General features: G+C 54.3%; 19 protein-coding genes and 2 pseudogenes. 13 read left to right on the top strand and 8 right to left on the bottom strand.

Annotation, left to right across the window (positions count from 1 at the left end; translation table 11 throughout):
- The first annotated feature begins 229 nt into the window (after positions 1–229).
- From cyoA to ACTJKT_RS16215, 12 genes and pseudogenes are all read left to right on the top strand, one after another.
- On the top strand, positions 230–1,138 hold the full coding sequence (gene cyoA / locus ACTJKT_RS16270) for a ubiquinol oxidase subunit II (RefSeq protein ID WP_440787779.1): 909 nt from the start codon (positions 230–232) through the stop codon (positions 1,136–1,138).
- Positions 1,139–1,160: 22 nt separating this feature from the next.
- Complete coding sequence (gene cyoB / locus ACTJKT_RS16265) at positions 1,161–3,167, top strand: cytochrome o ubiquinol oxidase subunit I (protein WP_440787778.1); 2,007 nt, start codon at positions 1,161–1,163, stop codon at positions 3,165–3,167.
- Complete coding sequence (locus ACTJKT_RS16260) at positions 3,164–3,793, top strand: cytochrome c oxidase subunit 3 (RefSeq protein ID WP_440787777.1); 630 nt, start codon at positions 3,164–3,166, stop codon at positions 3,791–3,793. Before cyoB ends, ACTJKT_RS16260 begins: the two co-directional genes overlap by 4 nt.
- Positions 3,790–4,191 carry a cytochrome o ubiquinol oxidase subunit IV gene (gene cyoD / locus ACTJKT_RS16255; RefSeq protein ID WP_440787776.1) on the top strand — a complete coding sequence of 134 codons (402 nt, stop codon included), beginning with the start codon at positions 3,790–3,792 and terminating at the stop codon, positions 4,189–4,191. The genes ACTJKT_RS16260 and cyoD overlap by 4 nt, the downstream gene beginning before the upstream one ends.
- Before the next feature lie 285 nt (positions 4,192–4,476).
- Entirely contained in the window at positions 4,477–5,421 is a 945-nt protein-coding gene (locus tag ACTJKT_RS16250; RefSeq protein WP_440787775.1) for a 3-hydroxyacyl-CoA dehydrogenase NAD-binding domain-containing protein, read from the top strand.
- A 370-nt stretch (positions 5,422–5,791) separates the two neighbouring features.
- Positions 5,792–7,315: a CoA transferase gene (locus ACTJKT_RS16245; protein WP_440787774.1), complete on the top strand. Its 1,524-nt coding sequence runs from the start codon at positions 5,792–5,794 to the stop codon at positions 7,313–7,315.
- Between the two features lie 229 nt (positions 7,316–7,544).
- A complete protein-coding gene (locus ACTJKT_RS16240; RefSeq protein WP_440787773.1) occupies positions 7,545–8,474 on the top strand; it encodes a hypothetical protein in 930 nt (309 codons plus the stop codon).
- 371 nt (positions 8,475–8,845) lie between these two features.
- A pseudogene (locus ACTJKT_RS16235) lies at positions 8,846–9,106 on the top strand (transposase); the annotation flags it as partial.
- Between the two features lie 222 nt (positions 9,107–9,328).
- Positions 9,329–10,678 carry an IS110 family transposase gene (locus tag ACTJKT_RS16230; protein WP_198919839.1) on the top strand — a complete coding sequence of 450 codons (1,350 nt, stop codon included), beginning with the start codon at positions 9,329–9,331 and terminating at the stop codon, positions 10,676–10,678.
- Positions 10,679–10,909, top strand: a pseudogene (locus tag ACTJKT_RS16225) (IS3 family transposase); the annotation flags it as partial.
- A 226-nt stretch (positions 10,910–11,135) separates the two neighbouring features.
- Entirely contained in the window at positions 11,136–11,309 is a 174-nt protein-coding gene (locus tag ACTJKT_RS16220) for a hypothetical protein (RefSeq protein ID WP_440787772.1), read from the top strand.
- A gap of 689 nt (positions 11,310–11,998) precedes the next feature.
- Positions 11,999–12,883 carry a ParA family protein gene (locus ACTJKT_RS16215; RefSeq protein WP_440787771.1) on the top strand — a complete coding sequence of 295 codons (885 nt, stop codon included), beginning with the start codon at positions 11,999–12,001 and terminating at the stop codon, positions 12,881–12,883.
- Positions 12,884–12,956: 73 nt separating this feature from the next.
- On the opposite strand, the gene ACTJKT_RS16210 is transcribed toward ACTJKT_RS16215, so the two are convergent.
- The 8 genes from ACTJKT_RS16210 to ACTJKT_RS16175 form a co-directional block, all read right to left on the bottom strand.
- Positions 12,957–14,144 (bottom strand): Fic family protein, encoded by a 1,188-nt coding sequence (locus tag ACTJKT_RS16210; RefSeq protein ID WP_440787770.1) that lies wholly within the window; start codon positions 14,142–14,144, stop codon positions 12,957–12,959.
- 586 nt (positions 14,145–14,730) lie between these two features.
- The gene (locus tag ACTJKT_RS16205; RefSeq protein WP_440787769.1) at positions 14,731–15,186 is read right to left on the bottom strand and encodes a GNAT family N-acetyltransferase; all 456 of its coding nucleotides are present in this window, start codon (positions 15,184–15,186) and stop codon (positions 14,731–14,733) included.
- Positions 15,171–16,184 (bottom strand): hypothetical protein, encoded by a 1,014-nt coding sequence (locus ACTJKT_RS16200; protein WP_440787768.1) that lies wholly within the window; start codon positions 16,182–16,184, stop codon positions 15,171–15,173. Before ACTJKT_RS16200 ends, ACTJKT_RS16205 begins: the two co-directional genes overlap by 16 nt.
- Entirely contained in the window at positions 16,141–18,315 is a 2,175-nt protein-coding gene (gene yhhB / locus ACTJKT_RS16195) for a cyclophane-forming radical SAM/SPASM peptide maturase YhhB (RefSeq protein WP_440787767.1), read from the bottom strand. The genes ACTJKT_RS16200 and yhhB overlap by 44 nt, the downstream gene beginning before the upstream one ends.
- 8 nt (positions 18,316–18,323) lie before the next feature.
- The gene (gene yhhA / locus ACTJKT_RS16190; RefSeq protein ID WP_440787766.1) at positions 18,324–18,506 is read right to left on the bottom strand and encodes a YhhA family cyclophane-containing RiPP; all 183 of its coding nucleotides are present in this window, start codon (positions 18,504–18,506) and stop codon (positions 18,324–18,326) included.
- A 564-nt stretch (positions 18,507–19,070) separates the two neighbouring features.
- On the bottom strand, positions 19,071–21,254 hold the full coding sequence (locus ACTJKT_RS16185) for a DEAD/DEAH box helicase (RefSeq protein WP_440787804.1): 2,184 nt from the start codon (positions 21,252–21,254) through the stop codon (positions 19,071–19,073).
- Positions 21,255–21,297: 43 nt separating this feature from the next.
- The gene (locus ACTJKT_RS16180; protein WP_440787765.1) at positions 21,298–22,593 is read right to left on the bottom strand and encodes an ATP-binding protein; all 1,296 of its coding nucleotides are present in this window, start codon (positions 22,591–22,593) and stop codon (positions 21,298–21,300) included.
- Complete coding sequence (locus tag ACTJKT_RS16175; protein WP_440787803.1) at positions 22,590–25,010, bottom strand: TerB N-terminal domain-containing protein; 2,421 nt, start codon at positions 25,008–25,010, stop codon at positions 22,590–22,592. Before ACTJKT_RS16175 ends, ACTJKT_RS16180 begins: the two co-directional genes overlap by 4 nt.
- 262 nt (positions 25,011–25,272) lie before the next feature.
- Between ACTJKT_RS16175 and ACTJKT_RS16170 the strand changes: the two genes are divergently transcribed.
- Positions 25,273–26,151: an exonuclease domain-containing protein gene (locus ACTJKT_RS16170; RefSeq protein WP_440787764.1), complete on the top strand. Its 879-nt coding sequence runs from the start codon at positions 25,273–25,275 to the stop codon at positions 26,149–26,151.
- The last annotated feature ends 132 nt before the right edge of the window (positions 26,152–26,283 follow it).

Genomic DNA, 26,283 nt, shown 5'->3' with positions numbered 1-26,283 from the left:
TCAAGTTGGAGCCGAGTAACGAAGTTACAGGCATAAAGCCGTCGGATCATTTCTTTGCAATCGATCGCGCATCATTATTCTGATGATGGATCGACCTTGATCGTAGGGCAGCCAGTTGGCGTTGGCGATTGTGGAAAGGCACAAAATATATTGTATTTAAATACAATTACTGAGCCTGTGCAGGCTGGCTATATTCAAACAACACTTAACTGCAGATGGGGGAGGGGATATGCGAAAGTCCGAGAGTCCCTTTTCGGGACTGATACTTATCCGTCTGCTCAGTTTCATCTTGGTCATGGGGCTGTTAAGTGCATGTAGCGGCGGTTTGCTTGATCCGAAAGGGCCAATTGGTGACGCGCAACGCAGTATCCTGCTCAACTCGTTCGTTATAATGCTATTCGTTGTTGTGCCGGTGATTGTACTCACGCTAGCGTTCGCATGGTGGTTCCGAGCCTCTAATTCACGTGCGAAATACAGCCCTGAATGGGTCTACTCCGGTCGCATTGAATTCATTGTTTGGGCCATTCCCGCATTAGTAGTCATGTTTCTCGGTGGTATTGCTTGGGTAGGCTCACATGACCTGGATCCGTGGGTGCCAATTGAGTCGGACAAACAAACAGTTGAAGTGCAGGTGATCTCACTCGACTGGAAATGGCTGTTCATATACCCCAACGAAGGTGTCGCTAGTGTCAATGAGTTAATTGTGCCGGCGGCTAGGCCAGTGCATTTCAGTCTGACATCCGCGACAGTAATGAATAGTTTCTTCGTGCCTCAACTTGGCAGTCAGATATACACGATGGCTGGGATGGAGTCGCAACTTTACCTACAGGCACATGAGCCCGGTGAATTCGACGGTCTGTCTGCACAGTTTAGTGGGGAAGGCTTTCCTGACATGCATTTCAAAATGCGTGCAGTCAGTGAGTACGATTACGTCACTTGGCTGCGCAACATACAAGCATCGGGCGAGAGGCTTGATACGACTGCGTATTGGGCTCTACATGAGCCAGGCGTGGAGAGGCAGCCACGATTCTACGGTGCGGTCGAGCCTGGACTGTTCCACTCCGTAATGATGCAGTCGCACACGCTGCCGAAGCCGAAGGACGGTGCTGTATCACCCGTGGGCACCCATTCGCACTGAAAGACGCAGGAGAGCCAACAATATGCAGGGTAAGCTGACCTGGGATGCGATTCCTACTAACGAGCCGATCGCGCTGGTAACAGTGATCGTCGTGCTGTTGGTGTTAGGCTCCGTGCTCACGTGGATTACGATCAAGGGCTACTGGTCGTACTTGTGGAAGGAGTGGATTACCAGCGTCGATCACAAGCGCGTCGGCGTCATGTACTTCCTGCTCGGTTTCGTCATGCTGCTGCGCGGCTTTGCTGACGCGATCATGATGCGTACTCACCAAGCCATGGCGCTCGGTGGTGCGAATGCTGGCTATCTTGTGCCCGATCACTTCAATCAGATTTTCTCGGCGCACGGCACAATCATGATTTTTTTTACTGCGATGCCGTTCACAGTCGGGCTGATGAACTTCGTCGTGCCGCTACAGATCGGCGCGCGTGATGTGGCGTATCCAACACTGAATTCGGTCAGTTTCTGGATCACTGCCGCCGGCGTAGCGCTTGTCAATCTATCGCTTGGTGTGGGTGTGTATTCGCGCGCGGGCTGGCTGGTTTATCCACCGCTCTCGGGATTGGAGTTCTCTCCGGACGTTGGCGTTGATTATCACCTATGGGCGCTCCAGATTGCCGGTATTGGCACGTTAATGTCCGGTATCAACTTGGTGGCGACAATATTCAAAATGCGTGCTCCGGGTATGACCCTCACACGCATGCCAATCTTCTGCTGGACTGCGCTTGCTTCGAACTTGCTGATCGTCGCCGCGTTCCCGATTCTGACTGCAACATTCACGATGCTGCTGCTTGATCGTTACCTTGGCTTTCACTTCTTCACCAATGATGCCGGCGGCAACGCGATGATGTACATCAACTTGATCTGGGCTTGGGGGCATCCGGAGGTATATATCCTGATCCTGCCAGCATTCGGCGTCTTCTCTGAAGTGATTGCCACCTTCTCAGGTAAGCCCCTATTCGGCTACCGCTCGATGATAGTGGCCACGATGGTGATCTGCGTACTGTCCTTCATGGTTTGGCTCCACCACTTCTTCACGATGGGCGGAGGAGCTAACGTCAACGCGTTCTTCGGCATTATGACAATGGTTATCTCAGTGCCGACCGGCGTAAAGGTGTTCAACTGGCTGTTCACTATGTACGGTGGCCGAGTGCGCTTCAACACGCCGGTATTGTGGACAATTGGCTTTATGATTACCTTCGTGATCGGAGGTATGACTGGAGTGATGTTGGCAATTCCGCCGAACGATTTCGTTCTGCACAACAGCTTGTTTCTAATAGCGCATTTCCATCAGGTCATCATCGGCGGCGTTGTATTTGGCGCTCTGGCCGGATACATGTATTGGTTTCCAAAGGCGTTCGGATTCAAGCTGCATGAGGGGTGGGGAAAGGCCTCATTCTGGCTCTGGTGTGTCGGCTTCTACTTCGCCTTTATGCCCCTCTATGTGCTTGGCTTCATGGGTATGACGCGGCGCATGCAGCACTACGACAACCCAGATTGGCAGCCTTGGCTAGTCGTAGCAATGTTCGGTGCGGTGCTGATCTTCTTCGGCATTATCTGTCTGATTGCACAATTGATCGTGAGTATCCGCCGTCGCGAGGAGTTGCTCGATACGAGTGGCGATCCATGGGATGGGCGTTCACTCGAATGGGCCACGACTTCGCCACCGCCGGCCTTCAATTTCCCCTTGCTGCCCGACGTGCGCGGCGAGGAGGCGTACTGGGGCGTCAAGCAAGCTGCGATCAAGGCCAGCCAGCTCGAAGAAGAACCGAAGTACGAACCGATTCACATGCCACGTAACAGTCCAACCGGATTCTTCACAGCATTCTTCGCTGTCGTATTTGGTTTCGCAATGATCTGGCACATCTGGTGGTTGGCAATCGTTGCCTTGGTCGGCGCATTCGCGGCCTTCGTTGTGTTCGCTTGGCGCGATGAAAATGAGTATGAAATCCCCGCAACTGACGTCGCCGCTTACGACGCTCGGCGCCGCGCGGTGCGCCAGGATATTCTCGACTCGGAGATCAAGGCATGAGCGTCGCAGTAACAATGCACGATCCGCACAGGCTTGGTGCCCATCATGGTGCCGATGGGCCGGCCCCCAAACGTATCGTCGTCGGTTATGGTTTTTGGGTCTTCCTGCTGTCCGACTTCATCATGTTTGCGGGCTTCTTTGCAGCGTACGCTGTACTCAAGGACTCGATAGCAGACGGGCCAAGTAGCCGCGAACTATTCGACGTCAATAACGTTGCAGTCGAAACGGTATGTTTGCTGCTGTCGAGCTTCACCTGTGGCATGGCTGCACTTGCCGTCTCAGCGCGCAATAGGATCTGGACACAGCTCTGGCTACTAGCAACCGGCCTACTTGGCCTGGCGTTCTTCATTCTTGAGATGCGTGAGTTCCATGGGTTAATTCAAGCTGGTAATGGTCCACAGCGTAGCGCTTTCCTAACGGCGTTCTTCACTCTAGTTGGTTGCCACGGTGTACACATCATAGTGGGGGGACTCTGGTTAGGAACAATGATGGCGCAGTTCTGGGTTAAGGGCTTCAATGAGACGTTGATTAGGCGTTTTATGTGCTTCAGCCTGTTCTGGCACGCGCTCGACATCATCTGGGTGGCCATCTTCACTATCGTTTATTTAATGGGAGTGACCGAATGAGCGCCAAAAACAACAACCAAGGACCGGGACAGCTCGCACCTGGTGATGAGGCGATGGAAGACAGCGGCATTTCCGCAGGTGTGCGGAGCTACTTGATCGGTCTCGGCATTTCCTTACTGCTGACAGCTGCCTCGTTCCTCATCATCCACGATACGTTTCTGTGGAAGCCGGGCATCCCGGTTGCACTTGGTGTGCTTGCCGTCGCGCAAATGGGCATTCACTTAGTGTTCTTCCTGCACCTTAACACTGGGCCGGACAACACAAACAACATCCTTGCTCTGGCGTTCGGCGTGCTTATCGTCGCAATCGTCATAGTCGGATCGCTTTGGATCATGTCGCACCTTAACCACAACATGATGCCGACCGAGCGAGTGCTAGACCTTCATCAACAACGATGATGAACAACTCACTAAAATCGCCTACTAGTGGACTGTTTGTTTAATTCATTTATCTATTTAAATCGGTTGGCTGCCTATTTATGGGGGACTTAGATTAACGAACTACCCGTACAGGCCACTAGAGCTGATTGGAGATTCTACCGCTACCGTAATTGTACAAGAGCTTCTGATAGAACCATTCGGCAACCCATCGGGGAAAGCTATTTCGAAATGATTTGGCGAACCGATTTGAGTCTGGTTAGACACAACGTCCTTCTCCCTGAGGGCTTACAAGGAGATACAAACATGTCTTTTGCACAATCCGTTAAACGCATTGCTATTGTGGGCACAGGTGTCATTGGCTCAAGTTGGGCGGCACTTTATCTAGCGCGCGGATTCGAGGTGATTGCCGTCGACCCTGCTCCCAAAGCGGAAGATGCGCTGCGCGAGTACATCGAAAGGGAATGGCCCATACTTCAAAAGATCGGCCTGTCCCCTGGTGCCAGTCGCGAACAACTTACGTTCACCACCGATCTAAAACAAGCGCTCGACGGAGTCGATTTCGTTCAGGAAAACGGTCCCGAGCGGCCTGATTTCAAGGCTAAGTTTTTTGCCCAGATCGACGCGTATGCGCCGAAAACTGCGATCCTTGCGTCTAGCTCCTCGGGGCTAACTATGGACGTGATCCAGGCTGAATGTGCCAATCCGGAGCGCTGCGTGATTGGCCATCCGTTCAACCCACCGCACGTCATTCCGTTGGTAGAAGTTGTTGGTGGCTCGAAAACATCTGAGCAGACGATCGAGAATGCGATGCAGTTCTACAATTCGATCGGAAAAAAGGCGATCCGGCTGCATAAGGCTCTTCCGGGGCACGTCGCCAATCGACTGCAAGCGGCGCTCTACAAGGAAATGCTCTACCTGGTTCAAGAAGGTGTTCTCAGCGTCGAGGACTGCGATGCAGCTGTCAGCTTCGGCCCGGGCGTGCGCTGGGGCTGCATGGGGCAGAGCCTGCAATGGCATCTGGGTGGTGGCACTGGCGGCATCCAACACTTCATGGAGCACCTGATGGATCCGCTGGCCGGGCTGATGAAGACGCTGGGCTGCCCGAATGTGGATGATGCTCTCAAGCAAACCATTATCGCCGGTGTGCTGAAGGAGGCTAATGGACGATCCGTCTCTGCGCTGACCGACGACGAGAACAGTGTAATGGTCAGTCTGCTGGCGCTACGCAAGGAACATGGGCTCACCTGATTTAAAAGGATGCATCAGGACAACATAAATTCATGCTGGGCTGACCACGGCGAGCGGTGCGTGACTATGCAGCCGATCGACAATGCCCGATGGGTTCGGCCGGAGTCAGGAAGTTTGAGCTGGAGATACGGGTTGCATATCTGATGGAGACAATCGAGCCTTCGCTGGAAATGAAGTTTGGCAGGGTATTCATCACTGATCTCGCCGATTTTTACAGCACGAACTTCGCTGACTCCAGCCAGAAGTCCCTACTCGCTAGGTAATCCGTTTCGCGTATTTGTAGATTCCGACTAGCTAAAGGCGAGTCAATAGCTGCGACGTTGTATGCGAGGCGACGTTGCAATCCATCCGTCGAATGAAGGAATTCGTGATGAACACCTCTTCCCCCGTACCCCCATCTGTGGACCGGCTCTCCGAAATACTGCGGACGAAACTGGCTCACCCCGCGACGGACCCGACGTTCGACCTGCACCGTGGTGTCAACGAGGTGCTCGCTGACGTCGGTATGAGCGTGGCCGATCTAGGCGGACAGCTCAGCTTCTACGGTGCAGATCCGATCCTACCGAGCCCGATCCGCTTTGGTACCATGGCGGCGATCGGCTTGGCAGCAAAGACTGTCGCTGCTGCTGCTCTGTTCAAGGAGCGGACTGGGATTGAGCAGGACGTTCATGTCGATGTGCGGCAGGCGTTGCGCCGCTTCTGCGGTTTCTTCGAGGGCAAGTGGGAGTTAATCAATGGCCGATCGCCGGCGATGGGCGCCGACGAATACAACCCGTTTATGAAGTTGCCGCTGTTCCATGAGACCCGTGACGGCCGTCACGTATTGCCATTGAATTTCTATCCGTCTCTACGCCACCGTGCGCTAAGTTTCTTGCGCTGCAGTGACAACACCGAGTCGGTTCGTAATGCTGTGCTGCAATGGAATGCGTTGGAATTGGAGAATGCCGCAGCCGAGCAAGGAATTGTGCTCGGCATGGTTCGCACCAACGAAGAATTCCTTCGCGAGCGGCAGTACACCGAGGTGCTGTCGAAGCTGCCATTGATCAAGATCGAGAAGATCGGAGAATCAGAGCCGATGCCGTTTGCCAGCGGTGCCAAAAAGCCGCTTGATGGCATTCGCGCGATGGGGCTCGGACACGTTATTGCCGGCGCTGCAATCGGGCGTGACCTTGCTTTGTACGGCGCTGACGTACTGAACATATGGCGTCCGAACGATACCGAGATCGAGAGCTTCTTCTGGACTACCCAGGTCGGAATGCGTTCGACGGTGCTAGGCAACGCGCCGGAGGATCGTCGGCAGTTCGATGCGCTGCTCAGCAGCGCCGATGTATTCTACGCCAACAAACGTCCTGGGTTCCTCCGCGATCATGGAATGGACGCGGAAACGTTGGCCGCCGCGCGTCCTGGCTTGGTGCATGCCACTGTGGTGCTGCACGGCGAGCACGGTCCATGGTCGAACCGTCCGGGATTCGACGAAATCGGCGCCGCCGTTACTGGCCTGTTCGCGCTCGAAGGTTCACTCACTCAACCGAAACAACCGCCGATTGTGCCGATCTGCGACTATGTTGTCGGCTGGTTAGGTACTGTCGGTGTGCTTGCTGCTCTGCGTCGTCGTGCACAAGAAGGCGGTAGTTACCGAGTGGTTGTGTCGCTAACGCGCACTGTACTTTGGCAACTGGCTTTAGGGGTGTTCGATAAGCGTTACGCCAGCACGACGGCCGGTTCCACCGACAAGCACACTTATGTTGCGCCGGACACCTTCGTCGCAGACACGCCGCTCGGTACCTACCAAGGCATGACCGATCAAGTTGTGTTGTCCAAGACGCCGTGGCATTTCGACCGGACAGTGCTGGTGCCGCGTGGTTCGTCCAAGCCGGAATGGCTGGCGAGGTGAGGCATCAAACCACGCTCTCCGAACTGTGGGGCCAAAGCGCTGCACGCTGTACCGGCACTCTGTTGTTAAACCATGCGCGCGCATTAGGCCTGGAGACATTGCTGCTCACCGTACTACCTTTTAATTGGATAAATCGCCCGTTGTATTTGGTTGTTAAACAAACCAAATCGCCAGCAATATCACCTACGATCATCGTAGTTTCGTTAATCATTGCGTTGTGAGGTTTCCCATGAGCGATATGAACGATTCGGCGGGAACTCTGTTGTATATTTTGCAGGCCCATCCTGCCACTATCATTGCTCTCGATGTTGATACCGGTGATGTGTCGACTGTGCTTTCTATTCCCCACGGCACTCCAGACGGGATTCAGGTCGATCTAGCTGGTAATGCTATTTATTGGACCAGTATGGGCAAGATGCCGGAAAGCGGAGAAGCTTTTCTAGACGCCGATGGCACAATCGAGTGCTGCAATTTAAAGGGACAAGATCACCACGTGCTCGTTGGCGGGGGGAATATTGTGACCCCAAAGCAAATACAACTCGATCCGAATAGTGGGCTGCTTTATTGGTGTGATCGAGAAGGGATGGCCATATTCAGTTGCAGAGTAGATGGGAGTGCTCTGACTATGCTTTACCAGACTGGGGCATGGCCAGCCGATTGCGAGGAAGTTCTTCGCCATTGTGTCGGTATAGCTCTCGACATAACGAATCGACACATCTACTGGACTCAGAAAGGGCCGCCAGATGGCGGAAAAGGACGCATATTCCGAATGGGATTGGACACCCCAGTTGGCTCAACCCCGGGTTCTCGTCAAGATGTAGAGCTACTGATTGATCTCCTTCCAGAACCGATTGATTTGGAAATCGACCATGAACGCCATCAGATCTACTGGACTGATCGTGGTTTGTCGGAAGATGGAGGTAACAGTTTGAATCGGGCTGACATTGCGAACGGAAAATTAATCAATCATAAGGTGTTGGCGACTGGCCTTAAGGAAGCTATTGGCCTTGCGCTTGACTCGAGGCGGAGACGCGCGTTCGTTAGCGATCTAAGCGGCGCAATCCGGACTGTTTCGATGGATGGTGGGACATTTGCCACAGTTTATTCGTGTCCCGGTCCCGCTACAGGAATAGCTTTCGCATACCCGTTAAGTAGATGAGCTAGTGATCGGACATCTAGCTTGAAGCGGCAGCATTCAGCCGCTTCAAGCGGGGCCAGAGTCCGTCTATCATGGATTGGGCATCTCTCACTGTTCTCGCATGGATTTTCCCCTATGGGTTCCTAGTGAACGGTCGAATGCCTGCAGGACTTGCGTTGCGTCTTTGCCCTGTCCGATGAGAATCGGATAGATTTGCCGCCCATCCAAAAAACCGGAAAAGTACCTCGTCCCCTTCGCAGAAAGGCGCGTTGCTCTTAGGGGGGAATCTGCGATGGGCATCAGCAGGACGCTGGCCTTGTCGGCAGCATGTAGTGGTCTAATGAAACCGGACACCCATTTAGGCGAGAATGCTCGCCAGATAGAGGTGTCTGATGACCAAGCAACGTCGTTCCTTTTCCGCTGAATTCAAACGCGAGGCCGCAGGCCTCGTGCTCGATCAGGGCTATAGCCATATCGAAGCCTGCCGGTCGCTCGGGGTGGTCGAGTCTGCGTTGCGCCGCTGGGTTAACCCACTCCAGCAGGAGCGCACTGGCGTGACCCCGCAGAGCAAGGCGCTGACGCCTGAGCAGCAGAAAATCCAGGAACTGGAAACTCGAATCGCTCGCCTTGAGCGGGAGAAATCCATTTTAAAAAACCGCCTCCCCGGCGTTCCGCGGCCCATTGGACTAGAAACACTACGTTCTACACTGATCCCACTGGACAGTGGTCGCTGGCTTTTTGGAGGCTAAGTCCCCGTCAAAAAACTTGACCCAGGGGAAGCTGCGGACCCGTTAGTGGTGGCATATTCCGTGACCCCGTTTAGGAAGGTGATTTGATCCGAGTCCCCGTCCAGTTCAACTTGACTGGAGGTGCTCATGAAAAAGCACGATCTAAAGCAGCGTGGGTTACCGGTTATTCATGATCACGCAGCCGGCATTGATATTGGCTCACGCTTTCATGTGGTGGCCGTTCCTGCAGAACTTGCCAAAGAGTCTGTTCAAACTTTCCAGGCTTTCACTTCCGACTTGGAGCGCCTGGCCAACTGGCTGGTCAATCTCGATATAACGACGGTCGCGATGGAATCGACAGGCGTTTACTGGATTCCGGTTTACGAAATATTGGAAGCACATGGCCTTCAGGTCGTGCTGGCCAATGCCCGAGAGGCCCGCGCCGTACCAGGGCGCAAAACCGACGTGAATGACGCGCAGTGGATACAACGATTGCATGCCTGTGGGTTGCTACGGGCCAGCTTTCACCCTGATCGCGAAATCTCGGCTTTGCGCAGCTATCTGCGGCTACGGGAGCGTCATCTCGACTATGCCGCGGCGCATATTCAGCACATGCAAAAAGCGCTGACGCATATGAATCTGCAACTGCACCATGTCGTGACGGATATTACCGGGGTAACCGGTATGCGAATAATCCGTGCCATCGTGGCGGGTGAGCGGAGCCCCTCGGTATTGGCAGCCATGAGCGACACCCGTTGCAAAGCCGGTATCGAAGTCATTCAAGCCTCTTTGGTCGGCAACTATCAGCCAGAGCACGTTTTTGCTCTGACGCAGGCGCTGTCCATGTATGACGCGTATCAGGCGCAGCTGGAGGTTTGCGACCAGCAGATTGCACAGACGCTGATCACGCTCTCGCAAGAAAAGACATCGCCAACTGAGCCGCTACCAAAACCACGGCATCGTACCCGGCAACCCAACGCGCTCAACTTTGATGTCCGTACCTTGCTCTATCAATTGGTCGGCGTCGATCTGACCCAGATCCACGGCATTGGCCCCTACCTGGCCTTGCGTTTGGTTGCCGAGTGCGGCACGGATCTGAGTCGATGGCGTACCTGTCATCATTTCACTTCTTGGCTCACTCTCGCGCCCGGCTGCCGTATCAGCGGCGGCAAGGTCCTTTCGGCCCATACCCGTAAGACCAAAAATCGGGTGACCGCCCACCTGCGGTTAGCTGCGGTAACGGTCGGAAGAACGAACACGGCATTGGGTGCATTCTATCGACGCCTTGCGGCTCGAATCGGAAAAGCCAAGGCTGTCACGGCTACTGCTCGGAAGATCGCCATCCTGTTCTACAACGCCATGCGCTTCGGGATGAACTATCAAGATCCAGGGGCCGATCACTACGAGCAAAAATATCGGGAGCGAGTGGTGAAAGGCTTGTACCGACGCGCGGCTGAGCTTGGCTTCACGCTGCAACCGGCGGAAGGTGTTTCTTAGGAAGGCTACCGCGCTCTTGATGTCGGAAGAGCACGAGCGCACACGCTGATTGATCCGTTAAGCGCCCATGAGCCGGTCGACTGGCTTTGCGCGGTCTTTGACATCACTCGCTCGTGTTACTACGCCCACCGCCTCAGGCGCCGAACTCCAGACGTTGAGCGACTTCGGTTACGCAGTCGGGTCAACGAACTGTTTACGCAAAGTCGAAGCGCCGCCGGTATCCGTTACGTCTGTTTCTGATTGAGCGAACGATAAAGCTGATAGTTGATGGTCAGGAACGGTTGCACTCTGGATAGCGTCCCCACATGCATACGTACTCCCAGAGCAGCTTTCGCTCGAGATGCTTTATGTAGGCTGTCGTGTAAGGATCTCCCATATCCACCGGACATGCGGATACCCAGAGGTGCTCAATAGGGGTGCTTTCCAGCAACGTCAGCCGAAAGGTGTTGCCGCCTGAGTGACCTGGTCGTTCGTCAAACGCGGACGTATTGAACTGCCGGAGTCGGTCTGCGAGCGTCTGGCCTGTAGTTTCACCAACGTAGATGATGAAATCATTGTTTATACGATGGTTGTCTGGCTTGCGCCTGCTCCGAGCAATGAAGTAGACACCTGGAAAATTCTTCCCTGGTAGTTCACTCCGCTTCGACCATGGTTGCCACTCACAAAAACCTACTTCGCCCTGCATAGTGCTTGACCCACCTTCGACTTTCCTTTGAATGAGCCAAGGAAATTATCCTTTTTCTCTTTGTCCTCACAACTACACGCTGCCGTCTTCTCGGGGTCAGTTGCGACCGACAAGCATTGCTGCCAAATGGACGTCACAAGCTTACATCGTAGGCATCTATGGCCTCATAGCTGTATCAAATTTGTGGATGCGAGCGGAGCATGCCACGTCGCATGGAGGGCCTCGAGAACTCCAAGGTTACTTCCAGGTTATCCACCATCGATGCAACAAGTGTTGCTATCGCAGGGCTTTGTCTCAGTGCTCGACGAGCCCATTGCATTGCCCGTAAGGCGTCGAGTCCTTTGGCACTCTGTGCCACCTGTTTTCTCATTTTGCAAACCCTTACGCTGTCTGGACAGACAAGGAGAATTGCTATGTCCCCATTAGCCGCTGCCCTCATGAATTCCAGGATCGAACATTCGATGTCCAGATTCAGAGCCGCAGAGTGTGCTGGCGTGAGCGAACGAACCTGGAGATCTTACGAACAGGGTCAACGCAAACCGCGCAGAAGTGTGGTACGAAATTTTTATGATCGATCGGGGATTCCAATGTCCCCGGACACTTCCAAGCTGCTTAGGTCTACGCAGACAGCCCGTGTGCTGAGCATCACATCCCTCAAGGGAGGGGTTGGTAAGTCGCCCATCACCGTTGATGTAGCTGCATGCTTGGTGGAACGAGGAAGCAACGTAGCGGTAATCACCCACGACTGTTGCTTTGAGGATGGCGTTTCAAATGGGGCGCAGCCCAAGGCAGGATCGTTGGTGGCGGGCGTCGACTTCTTTGGTTATGCAGACGTATTTTTTTGCCTAGCCGAAAAAGAAAGTTTCGCCAAGCGATTGCGACACATCGTGGATCATGGATCTTCCATGGATCGTAGTGGACTTGAGTTTGAAACGGGTGGAACGCTGGGGTCGATGGTCGAGAGGATCGGATCTTCAAGGATGTTCAAAGACATCAAGGCAAATTACGACTATGTCCTGCTTGACCTCAATCTGAAGGTTGATCTGATCCGCACGCATTCAGACCTAGTTGCAATCATCATCGACAGCGCCTGTCCTCAATCAGTAGATAGCGCCCAGCGATTGAATTTGCGATTGCTCGAAAGCAAAGGAGGGCGCCGCACGCCGAGATGCTTCGGGTTGGTCACGCGCAATGATGTGGGGGGCAGAAGCCGAGAGTTGGAAGAGTATTGTGGGGGCTTGGAGATCTCGCCCGAACAGGTCGAAGGGTTGGAGGCAGAGAGGTTCGTCTCCAGCAAATTTAGGGAGCGTATTCTAAGCGATATCAAGTCCTTGCCCTTGACTCGTCTACTGACCCACTTGACCAATGCTCATGAGATCGTGATCGACAAATACAACAATGATCAGCCATTTATGGAAGGGTTTTCGTACTTTGACTCCATCCTAGATATTTCCCCCGACTCGCATGCGGCGGACGAGATACGTCGGTTGGCTACAGAGCTCGTTGATTTCCGGTTATAGGCAGGCATGTTCCTGGAGGTCGTCACCTGAAGTCTTGTGGAGCTGTTACCCGTTGCCGGTATACCAATTTTCTTTATCCTATTTGGAAATGTAGGTTCGGAAAAATCAATCCGGCAAAGCGTGCTGGTAAGCCTGCTTCCACGGTGCGGGATCGAGGAGTCTTGCTGACCACCATCCCCGCGTCGATCAAGCGGCTCAATTCCTCTGTCGCTAGCCGATCCTTCAAGCCCGTGAAAACCTTGAACTCCGCGCGCGGCATTGCTCCTTGGGTGAGAAGGGCCAGTACCGCAGCAGCACTGGTGGGCCTGATGCCGGCACGATGAAGGTGGGCATCCGTTGCGAACACATGGGCAACCTGCTCTCGCAACCTGGCCGGATTTAGTGACGACGTCATGTACTCGACTTGGTCATGGCAGACATCGAGCATGAATTCAATGAAGTTGAAGTAGTGGCGCTGGGAGAGCTGGCCACGGCCGTCATAATCATTTTCACGCGGGCGATCAGCCAAGGCCAAAAAGCGGTAATAGTCATCCTGACGCCGAGCTAGGCCGCGAGACAGTGACCACAGGAACGGTTTCAGCCCAAGGTGAACAAGCTGCAGATGGGTGAGCATCCTGACCACGCGACCATTGCCATCAAGAAATGGGTGAACGAGTACTACCCGATGATGACCCGCCAAGACTGCGATTAGCTGGCGTCGCGGGTCCTTGATCCGCCCGTAATGCAACTGCAAGTGCTGAAGCATGGGCAGCACGGCTGCGGCGGCCGGAGCGACATGCGCTCCAACCTGAACCTGCTCATTCTCTTCGCTCCGCAGTTTACCTGGTACCATCACACGGCCATCACCCAAGCTCAGTGCTTCCGTCGACGCATCCCTGAACAGTCGGCGATGGATGTTGGAGATCAATGTCGCATCGAACATGGCAGAGAAGTCAGTCGTAGGCCGCGCGCGAAGCAGCCGCTCCATTACCTCCTGCTGTGTCATATGATGCACGGCGAGTTCTTTGAGTACCTTCCTTTCTCGTTTCGGTGTCGTACGAGCAGCCTGGAGGTCGGCAATCTCAGTTCGGTGCCCCTCGATCAGATTCGAGTAGTAAGTATTGGTGATGCGCAATAGGCTCGCCAACTGCTTTGATGTTTCATCAGCTAGCCGTCCAGCAAGGAATTCCGTCTTGCGTGGCAGTTGGTCCGCCGCCTGAATGATCGAGTCGGGTAGGCTTTCTGCGAGTACTGGATCAAGGTACGTTTTCGACGTAATCATCGTTGTACTCCAGTGTGCCTATTCGCTCATTTCTGCGGAAATTTCTTCGGAGAATATAGTAGTCATTACGCCAGCATATGCTAGGTATAATGATACTATACGATAGAAACCCTTTAGGGTTTTTGCGGATTTTTTTGCGGAAACTCTGCGCTCAATAAATTTTGACGCTTCCTCAAAGTGTTACCTATACGACGGGGATGGTGTGCTTTTACCAGTCAGTATTCGACGTTGACTGCAGCAGAGGTTCAGGGACGTGCTTTCTGTCACCCTTCGGCCACTGGTGGTTCTTGTTTTGAACTGCGCTGGCCGAGCGAACCAGTGTTACCAGCCTATCGGACTTAAGACGCACAACTAATTGCCCACGTCTTTGCTTATCCATCCGCAAGATAGTCATCGCGAGCCCATGAATTAGCTAACCTAGTTCAAGGGCTGGGGGTGATCAAATCTCGAATCTCCGAAGAACATTCGGACTGGGCTCTAAAGCAGTGGTTTCAGGCTGAAAAACTTAGCATTGCCCCTATTCGTACAGAGTTGTTCATATCCACTTTTGAGTTTCTAGTTGTTCATTGTTCTATCGCTGCAGTGACTAACGATGCCATACCATGACCAATTGGGTGTCATCCGGGGTCGACGCGTCCGAGAAGCCAGCATATTCCGCAGCTTTGCGAGAAGCGATATTGGACTTACGCATGTGAGCATAGATAACGTCATGCTGACTTTCTGTGCAGCAAAGCCGATAAGCGGCACGACCAATCTGCCTACCCTGACTGGGCCTGTTCAGGAAAACGTGAAACGAAGCGTGGCGTCCGCGAACCGGATCCTCGACCATGTTGATGTAGGCAGTCCCTGCACGTTTACCTTCGGCGAGAATGATCCACGCTTCACCTCCTGGGCTACCACCGCGCTCGCGTGTGCCTGACGTACGAACAAATTCGACATTCTCAAGCGCCACTGGGCCGAGTTTCGATTTGGCTGTTACAGCGGGCGGTTTTGGGGTTTTACGAGCTGTTTCCCGTTTGGGTTCCTTCACTGGTCGCGCCATTGCACCTCTCCTAGGCCGGCCAGTAGGCGATCGCAGCTTTCTGCCCAGAACTCAGCCGGGAAGAATCCAGGTGAGAAGGCGATAACGATGTCCGCGAGACAATCAACCAGATCATGCCGGTGTAGCGCTTGTGTCAGATCATCAATTTGCGCCAGAACGCTGTGTAGCGGGCTGTTCAAAGGGCCTGGATGTTCAATGTGATCGCTGTCACCGTCATAGCGGTTGCAGAAGTAATCCATGTCGATATGGAGGAGGATTGCTGCATTACTGTGCTCCACCCCCTCAAGCCAGGCTTCAAGATCATTGGTGAATCGGTACCGGCCTCTACCTGCGCCTCCCTCATCAGGCTCAAGAGACACCGCAGGACGTGATGCTGATGGATCAAGCAGTGAATCAGCTACCACCTCCAGTTTGACCAACGAATCGATCGTTCGGGTGCATTTTGGCCCTTGGCAGAGATGGCGAACATCGGTGTTGGGATAGCAATGCAGAAACGGGGTTAGAAAACTGCCCATGCCGAATGCGCCGCTGTGGATCGCACTGGTTACCGTTTCTGGCTGCGACAGATCAACGACTCTGTTTTGAATCGGGTCGATCCAGCCGTCCGAATGCATGAAGATTCGAGGAGCGCCCAGATCCTTGTGGTCATCCACGTGAAGCACGGTGATGTCCTGGGGCTTCGACTGCTTGGACAGCCATTCACTCCAGCTCTCCAGCGTCCACGTGTCATTGAGCGATAGTAGTAGCCTGCCCCTGCGTCTGCGAGCTCCGGCCATGTCCTGGCAACTGAGATGGCCCCCCCACCAAGCCAGACCCTCTTCAAGCCGAGGGTCGACGTACCGGTAGGGGTCATTTGACCATTGCAGGTTCAGCGTCCATTGAGCCCCGTCATCGGTAGCGACCGCGTCCTTGTCGCAGAAGTAATCGCGAAGTTGCGCATGCCGCACTTGTGGGTCAGTTGAGAGCCTGGACAGCGGGACAGCTAATGTTGGGCTCATGCTGCTGATCATCCTCTGTGGCTGCGCTTTTCAGAACATCTACCAAGCTTCGTCCCATCTCGGTCAGGGGACAGTCCTGAAGCGTGACAAAAGCCTGACTGAGATGCAGATCGGTATCTGCAAGCTGGTTCACCGCCCGAGAGTTCAACTCGGCCGGCCCATGGTCACGCACGTAGAGCCAAAAACGTCTGAGCTCTACGAAAACAAACACAGCGTGCAGCAAGCCGGAGGGCGGGCGCAGGTCTTCCCGCCAAGGAGACACGACTAGCGCAGAGGTACGCTCAACAGTCGGTGTGAACCGTTCCAGCAGATAGAGCTTCTGATGTCGGTGTTCGTGAATTAGTGAGTCTGCCAGATCGTAGGGATCAATTAGTCGGTCTCCCTGGGATATCGAAACATACAGCGCACCCGGGACAGAGTTATCGCTGAATGAAACGATCTTATGTGGATCAGCTGAGGGGTCGCGAACGAATTGGACAGCGCGGCACGCCATCGAGATTTCGGCTGCTAGTGCAGGGCGCCAGGCTTTGACGATTTCCATCGCACGGTGCACCAGTGCCAGGCCTGCCTGTGTAAGTTCTTCGCTCTCGAAATAGATCGCTTTGCCGAACGGTGCTCTGAGCCAGAGATCGTCACGTCCAACGTCCAGGTTTGGACTGTGTAGCTGCTCTTCAGAGATTACGAGCGCCTGATCCAGATAATCTGCCGTGATCGGTATCTGTTGCCCATCCACGGCAAGCAACGCATGTCCTCGACTTTGAGCGAGGGCTGCATTTGACCATGCGATTGATCCAGGAAGGTCAGCTACTAATTTGAAGCTGGCATTGTCCATCGACAACAAGTGGGCTGCTCTCAGGTCGTTATTGAAGAGTTCGAGGGCTTCGCGCATCTGTCGCACTGCATCTGACTTAGCGCTGGCGCAAAGCTCGCTCAGATGTTGCTCAGAGGTTTCTGCAACTTCAAATTGGGCCAGATCAAATGTGTCGGGCAAAGGCTTCAGACTGTCCTCTTGGGCAGCGACTACAAGATGCTCATTCAATCGCTGGCTGATATGGGCAACGAGCCGCTTCATTTCGTTGCAGTACACGGTTGGATTCAGGAAACCGTTCTCAGCGAAGCGGTGGGGGAGGGACCCGCCGCCGCATATGTCGACGATCTCACAGCTCTGGCACGTTTGTGACAAGCCGTCTTTACGCAGGTAGCGCCGGTGCTGCGCAATCGCAGCTGATTCCGCGACGATTGAGATTGGGGTGTCTACAACGGTACCTACCAAGCGGGTGGCTCCATTTTGAGTCACCTTCAACACGTCGAGATCGTGGTAACTGCCATCTGTCTCGATCGAAAGTAAACTGACATCGCCGAAGCCGAATGCATCGGTACTAGAAGGCAATCCGGCGCAGACATCGAGCAGCGCTTCAAACGTCCTGAGCGGGATATGCGCGTACTGGTCAAACCACACATCAAAGGCGTTTACCAGCCACTGTTCATACAATCCTGGATCTTGGTTGCGACCGGGTGGGGGGCGAAGCCAATGAGCATCTGGCAGCAAGAAATCCAAGCGAGGAATATCGAACTGGTTGAAATACTCGAATAACTCCGTCGCACTTGTAGAGGAATCCACCACAGCGATGACGCCTGCGAAGATGGATGGGTATCGCTGAAGCCGTACAAGCGCCTGTTCGGTGGATTCGAAGCTCGAGCGTCCCTTGCGCGTCAATCGATGCTTGTCGTTAGCAGCGCGCGGCCCATCGAGGCTCAGTGATACACCAATGTCTGCCGCGGTCAGGATTCCTAGGGCCTGCTCAGTCAGCAAGAGCCCATTAGTCTGTAAGCTGACATCGACAGGGATGCTGCATTTTTCTCGAAGGAGAGCCGCAAAATCGGCTAACACCTGAGCGCCGGCCAACAAGGGCTCCCCGCCATGCAGGATGACCGCACAATGCCTCAGATCACTCTGCTGGATGTACTCCGCGAGCCGGCAGGCAAACGCCTCTCTATGCTCGGCGGAGAGGAATTTAGGCATGGAACGCCAACTCTGATCCGCGTGGTGGTAGACGTAGCAATAATCGCAATCGAGGTTGCACCGCGATGCCACCTTTACCAGAAACGACGAGAACTTAGCGGCGTCCATGTGGAGCCTTACGAACGATTGTGGCGGTGGTGCATACGGTCGTAGCTGGTAATGACCTGGCCGACATCCGACTCAGTCAGTACGCGCGAACGCAAGCGCTGGATGGCTGGATTGGTGCTTTGGCCCTTGGCAAGGCTTTGGCGGATGGCTGACGGGGTCGACTCTTCGATTTTCAGTGCTGTAGACGACATCACGAACTCCATTGCATGTTGAAGTGCCAGCATCATCGCCCAGGGGTTAATTACAGTTCAAGATGTGGATCCAATCTATTTTGGGGCTGCCCGATTGGCGATGATTGCAGTAATTTTGTCGGTTTTAAGCACTAAAACACCGATAATTGCTGCATTCGACCAAGAAACTAGAGGTTTTACACGATTTGTAAGTATTTGTGTCGAGCTCTTGCTGCTTGCACGGACATGCTTATGTTTATCGCGGATCGGGCTGGGGGTGGTAATACACGATCGCTGGTTTCTTCCTGAGATCCACATCCATACCTCTGGGCTGATGGGCAGATCCTAAAAGGCGTGCAGGGTGCAGGTACGAGCGGGAACAACGACTTAGAGTGATTCCACCTCACAGCTTCTTTCATCGCGAGGTACTAGCAGTCAGTCAATGCTCGTGTGCTGAAATGGCCTACATCCGGGTTGAAGACCCCACTTATCGTCGTTAACAGTGGTTCCGTCCCAAGCATCATCTGAAGGCAGTTCGCCTTTACAAAGTGAGGGCAGCTTCAGGCTCTGAGAGCACCCCCCGCTTCAGTCACGAGCTCCGATAGTTCTAGCCAGCTCAATGGCGTCTTGGAGATTCAGGTGACTTGAGGCAAATGACCTCATGAGCAGATGGCGAGGCAGAGCCCAATCCCATTTCTCCCGGATCATGTTTTCAACGTTTTCGAGAATCGGTGCGATGTCCGTTGCATCAAGCTCGCCTACGACGCGCAGAGCCTTCAACGTGTCCACCTCGCTTAAACCGATCGCCAGTGAAAGCCCGGTGTTGTCACATGGGATACCAACATGGTTCAGAAAAAGTGCAAGGGCGTCATTGGTGTAGTCTCCTTGCCAGGTCAAAAGATGGCTGCTGCTGGTTGAGCCGGTGATTGGCTTACTACCTAGGCCAAGAGCGTGAAAATTTCGCCTTGCTTCATCAAGTAGCGTTTGAGCCTGCTTGTCCAAGAAGGGGCAAGGTGTCGTCTCCATGAGCACGTTTTTCATTTCGTGTCGCACTCGATCATGCACTTGAGCGCCCAGTCCTTCGAATTGAGGAGGTTGGCCACCGCGTGCTGCCGTGACGACTATCACCTTGGCCTCTAGATCAACATCTTGTACCTGCCATCTCCGGCCGCCGAAGATGATTCGCTGTCCTTTGGTCAATGGCCGGCTGACAGGCAGAGATCCCAGAGGCTTTCCATCTCTCAGCAGACGGAATTCTTCGTCGCTGGTGAAGGCCGTGTAAAACTCGTAGTGATTGATCAAGCGCTCGCCCAGTTCGCCTGGCAGAAGTAGGCCGGAGCTGTCCTGAACAACCAGCTCTTTCTCCCCCATTCCCTTGAGCAATGAGATGAGTTCGGATTTGGAGACGCTGGCAAAGCTACCGCTAGCAATCAAGTTACCCCAGAGCTGAGCTGCAGTAGCTCCGCCCAACTGCGCAATGGTGGAGAGGCACTGCTGAACCAGGGTAGAAGCATGCATACCCTGTGATCGAGGGGGTTCAAACCACCCGGCGATCAGTAAGCGGATCATGGCGATGGTTTGAACCAGACCCTCCCTGAGTTGATCAGACAAGTCTGATTTATCCGTCAACGGGACTTCATGGCAGTAGGCACGAAGTGTTGCAGGCTCGCCTGGCCTACGCCCTGAACGGCCAAGGCGTTGGCGAAGACTCGCAACCGAAGGTGGGCATCCGATCTGCGCAACCGTTTTGATGTTTCCGATGTCGATACCAAGCTCCAACGTCGTCGTGCACACAGCCGAGGCAGGGGGATCACCGGCTTTCAATGCGCGTTCTGCATCTTCCCGCAACTCCTTGGAGAGGCTCCCGTGATGTGGCCAGAACTCATTCGGAACGCCGTCTTGCTCACACAGTGAGCGCAGCCGGTCAGCGAACCACTCAACCTCTTGCCTTCTATTCGGGAAGATCAGGTTGTTATGTCCTCGCAGCACTTTGTATAGATGGCTTGCGATCGAAACTTTGGAGCTGGACAGATCTTCATCACTGGCCTCTTCAGTTTCTGACTCCCCAGCTTTCGACGGGGAACCATGCGCTGAAATGACCTGCTGCATCGGTCGCTCAATGTAGCCGCGAACCTGCACCTGGAGTTCTTGCCCAGATGATTTGGATTCAATCACCGTAATGCCATCAGGTTGGCTAGGCCTGAGGAACATACGAGCGAGAGACATTTCACCTAGGGTTGCAGACAGGCCTATTCGTGGCAGCGCTTTTCCCACCACGATCTCCACGCGCTGCATCAGAGACTGTAATTGCTTGCCACGCTCGCTGCCGATGAACGCATGCAGCTCATCCACCACGATGTAACGCAGGCTTTGAAATACCCCAGGGAGGCTGGAGCCGCGGTTCACAAACAGCGCCTCGAGTGATTCCGGGGTGATCAACAAGATCCCTTGCGGCGACTTGAGAAAGCGCTGCTTCTTGCTTGCAGATACATCCCCATGCCAAGCAACCACCGGTAGTTCCAACCGCTCGCATAGCCGACTAAGTCTGTCCCATTGATCGTTGATCAATGCCTTGAGCGGGCTTATATAAAGCACTGCGCCGGCGGAGGCGTTGTCGTTGAGCAGGTTGGTCAGGATTGGAAGGAAAGCGGCCTCCGTCTTACCAGCTGCAGTCGATGCCGCAATAATGACGTCGCGATCTGCATCAACCAGAGCTGGAACGGCCCACTCTTGAGCGTCGCGCAATGACGTCCAACCTTGTGACCAGATCCATTGCTGGACCTCCGGGTGCAGGCGTTCAAACGACGAAGATTCAGAGCTTGAAACTGGCGAGCTCATCGTCTACCTCAACTTCGAGGTCTTGTTGGCCTCCTTCGTCTTTGGCTAGCTCAACGGCGCCGAGTAGGGCGCGCCAATCCGCAGTTGGGTTCTGCTCAATCACAGCCAGCAAATTGATGAACGCGGTGATCGTTGTTCGTGGGGTGCGGAAGTAGGCTTCGCCCAGGCGCTGGTTGCAGTGGGCCATAAAGGCGGGAATGGCCTCATCAGGCAGCAGGAATTTTTCAGGCTCGCCGTAGCCATAGACATGCCGTAGTTTCTGCAAGAGTACGTAAAAGTTCTCAGGAGTCAGGCTGCTCAACCGGATGACGGGGCCAGAAAGGTCGATCAGACCGGATTTCGCGAACGTATTCTCTGCCAGGCGCGACTGCAGAGCAGGGTAGCTGTACAGACCCCGGCGGGTGTCCATCAAGAATTCTGGTGTTCCACCCAGGACGAAGCCCAAACCTTCAGCCGAACCCTGCAGGGAGTCATTGAGGATCCGAAGGATCTGCTCGTAGTTGGCATTGCGTGCTTGAGTGTTCGCAAGCTTGTACAAGTTGACCAGCTCGTCGAGGCACACCATCAATCCGCCAAAGCCGGCCAAGCGTACAAAGCGTGAGAGAAGTTTGAGCTGATCGTAAACCGACGCATCGTCGACGATGGTGCGAACGCCCAGGGCAGCTCGAGCATCTGTTTTGGAGGAGAACTCTCCGCGAAGCCAGCGAATGGCATCGGCTTTGAGCTGTTCATTACCGTCTTCGAACCCGCGGCAGTAGGCTGCGATTACCTCGGCAAAGTCATAGCCATTCACCATCTCGGTGAGCTCAGCGAGGTATTCGCGGATAACGTGCTCGCTCTCTACGCCTTTGGTCTTGGCTTCAGATTTGGCTTGCGAGATGAATTTTTCGACGATGCCCTGGAGTGCACCGCCATCGGGCTTGGTACGGGTGGCCATATTCTTGGCGAGCTCGGAATAAAGCGAGCGCGCTTGCCCGCCTGACGCGTGGAGGCGACGATCGGGGTTTAAGTCGGCATGCATGGTAACGAGCTTGCGCTCCATTGCGATGCCCCGGACGAGGTTGAGGAAAAATGTTTTACCTGCGCCGTACTCGCCAACAACCACACGGAAAGCCGAGCCACCATCCGCCAGGCGATCCACGTCCTTGAGTAGCGAGTCGAGTTCACCGGCCCGCCCAACCTGGATCAAATGCTGTCCTACCCGAGGGACGACGCCCGCTCGCAGTGATTGGATGACCGCGTCGCGATCCTTTGCCCGTATCTTACTCATAGGTCTAATTCGTCCAGTATGTCCGGGTTGATTTCAATGGGGTCATCGCCTTCTGTGACAGGCATGTTGAACAGCTCGAAGGCTGTGTCATTAATCTGCTCAAGTGCTCCATCCAACATGAGTTCCATGTCGGTGGCAGCATCCTCAAGTTCAGCACGACTCCATTCTGTTCTAGAAATCAGGAGTCGCAGGAATGCTGAGTGCTCCACGTCCAGCCCGTGAACCGTGACATGCTGCTCGATAGCGGTTTCTTCAGGTTCTTGGATAACTTCGGATTGCTGGGAGGTGCCAAGTTCTGGTGCAGGCTCGTCGCTGAACACATTGGCAAGCAGTGCCGATACCTCAGCTGTCTCCTGCTGCAGGCGAGCCACCTTTTCCATGTCCAGGACAAAACCCGCCCCCGCTTTTTGTGGATGCTCATCGACCGTGGTGTTATTTGCTGCAGTGATGGTTGTTGCCACGGTTTGAGAAGGTCTTATCGCCGCGCTGTGCAGATCGCTGTAAACGAACTGCGGATCCAGCGCCAATGATTTGTAAACGCGCTCAAGCAACTTCACTTCTTGTGGCGTGACCTCACCATCCGCCTGCGCCAGGTGGGCCAGGAAGCCAGCGATTTTCCGCTTGGCATCCTGCGTGAGTGGTTCCAGTTTCTTCTTCAGACTGGCCAGCGTAGGAGGCTGCTTCAGCTGAATTTGCAGGTGGGCCTTGAGCCGCTTGCGGTGTGCCACACAAAGGTGATCCCACGAGTCAATATGGCCAGAGAGCAGGTTGACCTCTTCGAGTGATGTATCACCATCAGCCGCAGCCACTGCGCTTGCTAGGTCTAGCGTCACGGCAGCAGCGCTATAGGCGTCAGTGGCACGCAGGGTTCCATCTTCTGTGTCAGCTGCAAACAGAGCAATCGTATTTTCTGCTTTGGGAATGCGACTACCAGAGAGGACATCCGGCTCCAGACCTATCCGCTTTGACTCGAGGGCACGGGCAAGGGCAAGGACCTTGTCGCGGGAAAGCGCACCGGCAGATTTGAACCGGCCTGCCAGCTCACCGAAACTCATACAAATGGTCTCGCCACCTACGCGCTGCTCAAGCAGCTCAAGCTCCGTCTTGGCCTCTAAAGGCCAGAGCGAAGTGGGCAACTGAAGTATGCCTTCCAAGGTGCCACTGGCGTCTGGGTTACGCCCTAAATAGCGGCTATAAGAGTCCAAGACTACGGTACATTCCTCAACGATCACTTGCAGCTTGTTGCGGGTACCTGAGGTTGCCGCTACGTCAGGCAAGTCGCCAATAGAGACTGCTGGAATAGTCAGTGCCGAGGATGCTGGTCGATAAGCGATTTTGAGTTTCGTCTTGTTTTGGCCGAGCGTAATGCCATTGGGGTAGCGTTTGGCGTATTGGCTTTTGAACAGTTCAGCAAATTCTTCGGGGCAGCGGGTTACCGGTGTGCGTCTTGAGATGTTGGGATCGGACAAGGCCCATACCAGCGCCCAGCTTGGATTCAATGGATGCTTATCCATCGCCATTTGGCCCAGGGCAATGCGCAGCGGCATGGGTAACTCGTAGCCATCGGGCGATAGGGAAGGTGGCTCCTGCAGATAGCTCTTAGGCTGTACAGAGCTACTGCTAAGGTGGGCGAGAAAGCGCGTAGCGTATCCGCGGAAGGAAGAGTTTGCACCATAGACGCCAAGCAGGCGCGTCACTTCGGCTGCTATGGCCGGCAACTCTGCTTTGGCTTGTGCGTCGTTTGGAGCATCGATGAAAGCCCGACGCTCAAGCCCGTAAAAGAACAGGAATATGTAACCTACATCGGCGTCTTCACAGCGGCCGCCGGCTAGCCATTGCAGGTAGGCTCGCCGGGCTTCGGGCGTGATAGTTTTGTAGCTTGGCCAATAAGGCATCTGCCGGTCGGTGAGGCTTACCGGCGAGCGAGCGATGCGGAGTGTGGCATCAATCAGTGAAGGTTCGATGTGACCGAATTGGGTCGACCTCTCGCATACGTACACCATGCCACAAGGTAGGGACAGCCCGGCCACAGTGACTGTTTCATTCTGACCAATCCAGTGAACCCCCACTGGCTTTGCGCTTGGTTTAGGAATGGAGAAGTTTTGATTTGATGATGAGCCGACCTGAACCGTATGGAGCTCGGGCTTCCATTGGTTTGCGTTGAGCTGGAGGCTGATGGTGACTGCAGGGGGCGCGGATCGGGGGGAGGGGGTTATTTCTGGAGTGACATCTTCTTCCTCAGCCACGTAGGGCTTTCCCTGCGAAGCACGTTTGACCACCCATACCAGAACGGCAATCCCCACCATGATGCCTATGGTGATCCACACTTGTTTTGGAATCTGCGCCAGTAGTGCTATGACCAGTAACAAGGCGTATAGAGCGATCGAGCCGCCGCCGCCTTTTCGCTTCCGTGGCATATGAGTTTCCATACAGTAGGTAATAGCCAAATGACATTCTTACGGATTTTTCATGGCCGGCCAAGCTCATTAGACGAAGGGCGTGTGCAGCTATTGGGAATGCTCTCGAGCGGTTGGAAGCGGAGGAGCGTTTCACGCATCTCCTCCCCATCATCATTTGAACCGGGCTGCCTAGGATGATTGATAGCCGGTAAGTGCCAGTTGTGGCGATCTGGAGTGCGGAGTAGTAGCGTTTGGCTTTCACCAGACCAAGGAAGGCCCCATGCCTAGTAATCGCTTCATCTCAATTGATGTAGAGACCGCAAACTCCTGGTTCGGCTCAATTTGCCAGGTCGGAGTCGTTGAGTTCGCCGACGGTCAGATCGTTAGGGAGTGGGAGACCCTAGTGGATCCACAAGACGATTTCTTCGAGTTCAACATCCGCATTCATGGGATCACTCCGGCTATGGTCGCTGGGCAACCTTCATTCCAGGCTGCACTTGAGAAGGTCCGGCACTTGGCTTCAGATAGCTTGATCACAAGTTACGGCCATTTTGATCGGTCTGCATTTAGCCAAGCCTGCGATGTACGTAAGCTCATGCCTATGAGCAACCCATGGTTGAACATCCATCCCGTCGTCAGGCGTGCGTGGCCAGACCGGTATACCGAGGGTGGATTTGGACTGAAGGCTGTATGTACGTACCTCGGAGTCTCTCTTTCCCGGCATCACAATGCGCTGGACGATGCCAGGGCAGCTGGACAAGTTCTTTTGAAGGCTTGTGAGGTCGCTGAGATTTCGCCTGCTGACTGGCTGGCGAGAAACAGGCTTCCCCTACAACTCACCGCTCCATCAGCGATAAATTTGGCGGGGCCACTTGCAGGGGAGAGCATCGTCTTTACAGGAGCGATGCAGATGGCACGCCCACAGGCTCAAACACTGGCGTCGTCGTTGGGGTGTGTGCCTTCCAATACCGTGAGCAAAAAGACAACGATTCTCGTAGTCGGAGACCAAGACCTGAAGAGGCTCGCGGGAAAAGAAAAAAGCAGCAAGCACCTGAAAGCCGAAGAACTCATTGAGGCTGGCCATGAAATTCGCATCATTGGCGAATCAGATTTTTTGGCAATGGTTACGCTCGATCAAACGGATAGCGACCGCCACTAAGCCCCTGGTGTCTCTGCTATCGCCCTCCTTGGCAGCTTTTCCTGAGCGGGGCCTTTCTTATGCCCAGTGCCCGAACTATCAAGAGTTCGCTGCCATTGTCCAACCTAAAACTTTAGGTCGTGCCTCTGTTCT

Origin of the sequence: Pseudomonas sp. 22526 (assembly GCF_052044735.1) — a bacterium.
Taxonomy (GTDB): Bacteria; Pseudomonadota; Gammaproteobacteria; order Pseudomonadales; family Pseudomonadaceae; genus Aquipseudomonas; species Aquipseudomonas piscium.
This window is presented reverse-complemented; position numbering and strand designations above follow the sequence as displayed.

What these genes read in the sequence shown, in the direction of transcription:
- ACTJKT_RS16230 (WP_198919839.1), top strand. Translation starts at nt 9,329, where the DNA reads ATGAAAAAGCACGATCTAAAGCAGCGTGGGTTACCGGTTATTCATGAT.
- ACTJKT_RS16180 (WP_440787765.1), bottom strand. Translation starts at nt 22,593, where the DNA reads ATGAGTAAGATACGGGCAAAGGATCGCGACGCGGTCATCCAATCACTG.
- ACTJKT_RS16200 (WP_440787768.1), bottom strand. Translation starts at nt 16,184, where the DNA reads ATGAGCCCAACATTAGCTGTCCCGCTGTCCAGGCTCTCAACTGACCCA.
- ACTJKT_RS16175 (WP_440787803.1), bottom strand. Translation starts at nt 25,010, where the DNA reads ATGCCACGGAAGCGAAAAGGCGGCGGCGGCTCGATCGCTCTATACGCC.
- yhhA (WP_440787766.1), bottom strand. Translation starts at nt 18,506, where the DNA reads ATGTCGTCTACAGCACTGAAAATCGAAGAGTCGACCCCGTCAGCCATC.
- ACTJKT_RS16245 (WP_440787774.1), top strand. Translation starts at nt 5,792, where the DNA reads ATGAACACCTCTTCCCCCGTACCCCCATCTGTGGACCGGCTCTCCGAA.
- ACTJKT_RS16240 (WP_440787773.1), top strand. Translation starts at nt 7,545, where the DNA reads ATGAGCGATATGAACGATTCGGCGGGAACTCTGTTGTATATTTTGCAG.
- cyoD (WP_440787776.1), top strand. Translation starts at nt 3,790, where the DNA reads ATGAGCGCCAAAAACAACAACCAAGGACCGGGACAGCTCGCACCTGGT.
- cyoB (WP_440787778.1), top strand. Translation starts at nt 1,161, where the DNA reads ATGCAGGGTAAGCTGACCTGGGATGCGATTCCTACTAACGAGCCGATC.
- ACTJKT_RS16210 (WP_440787770.1), bottom strand. Translation starts at nt 14,144, where the DNA reads ATGATTACGTCGAAAACGTACCTTGATCCAGTACTCGCAGAAAGCCTA.
- ACTJKT_RS16250 (WP_440787775.1), top strand. Translation starts at nt 4,477, where the DNA reads ATGTCTTTTGCACAATCCGTTAAACGCATTGCTATTGTGGGCACAGGT.
- cyoA (WP_440787779.1), top strand. Translation starts at nt 230, where the DNA reads ATGCGAAAGTCCGAGAGTCCCTTTTCGGGACTGATACTTATCCGTCTG.
- yhhB (WP_440787767.1), bottom strand. Translation starts at nt 18,315, where the DNA reads ATGGACGCCGCTAAGTTCTCGTCGTTTCTGGTAAAGGTGGCATCGCGG.
- ACTJKT_RS16260 (WP_440787777.1), top strand. Translation starts at nt 3,164, where the DNA reads ATGAGCGTCGCAGTAACAATGCACGATCCGCACAGGCTTGGTGCCCAT.
- ACTJKT_RS16170 (WP_440787764.1), top strand. Translation starts at nt 25,273, where the DNA reads ATGCCTAGTAATCGCTTCATCTCAATTGATGTAGAGACCGCAAACTCC.
- ACTJKT_RS16205 (WP_440787769.1), bottom strand. Translation starts at nt 15,186, where the DNA reads ATGGCGCGACCAGTGAAGGAACCCAAACGGGAAACAGCTCGTAAAACC.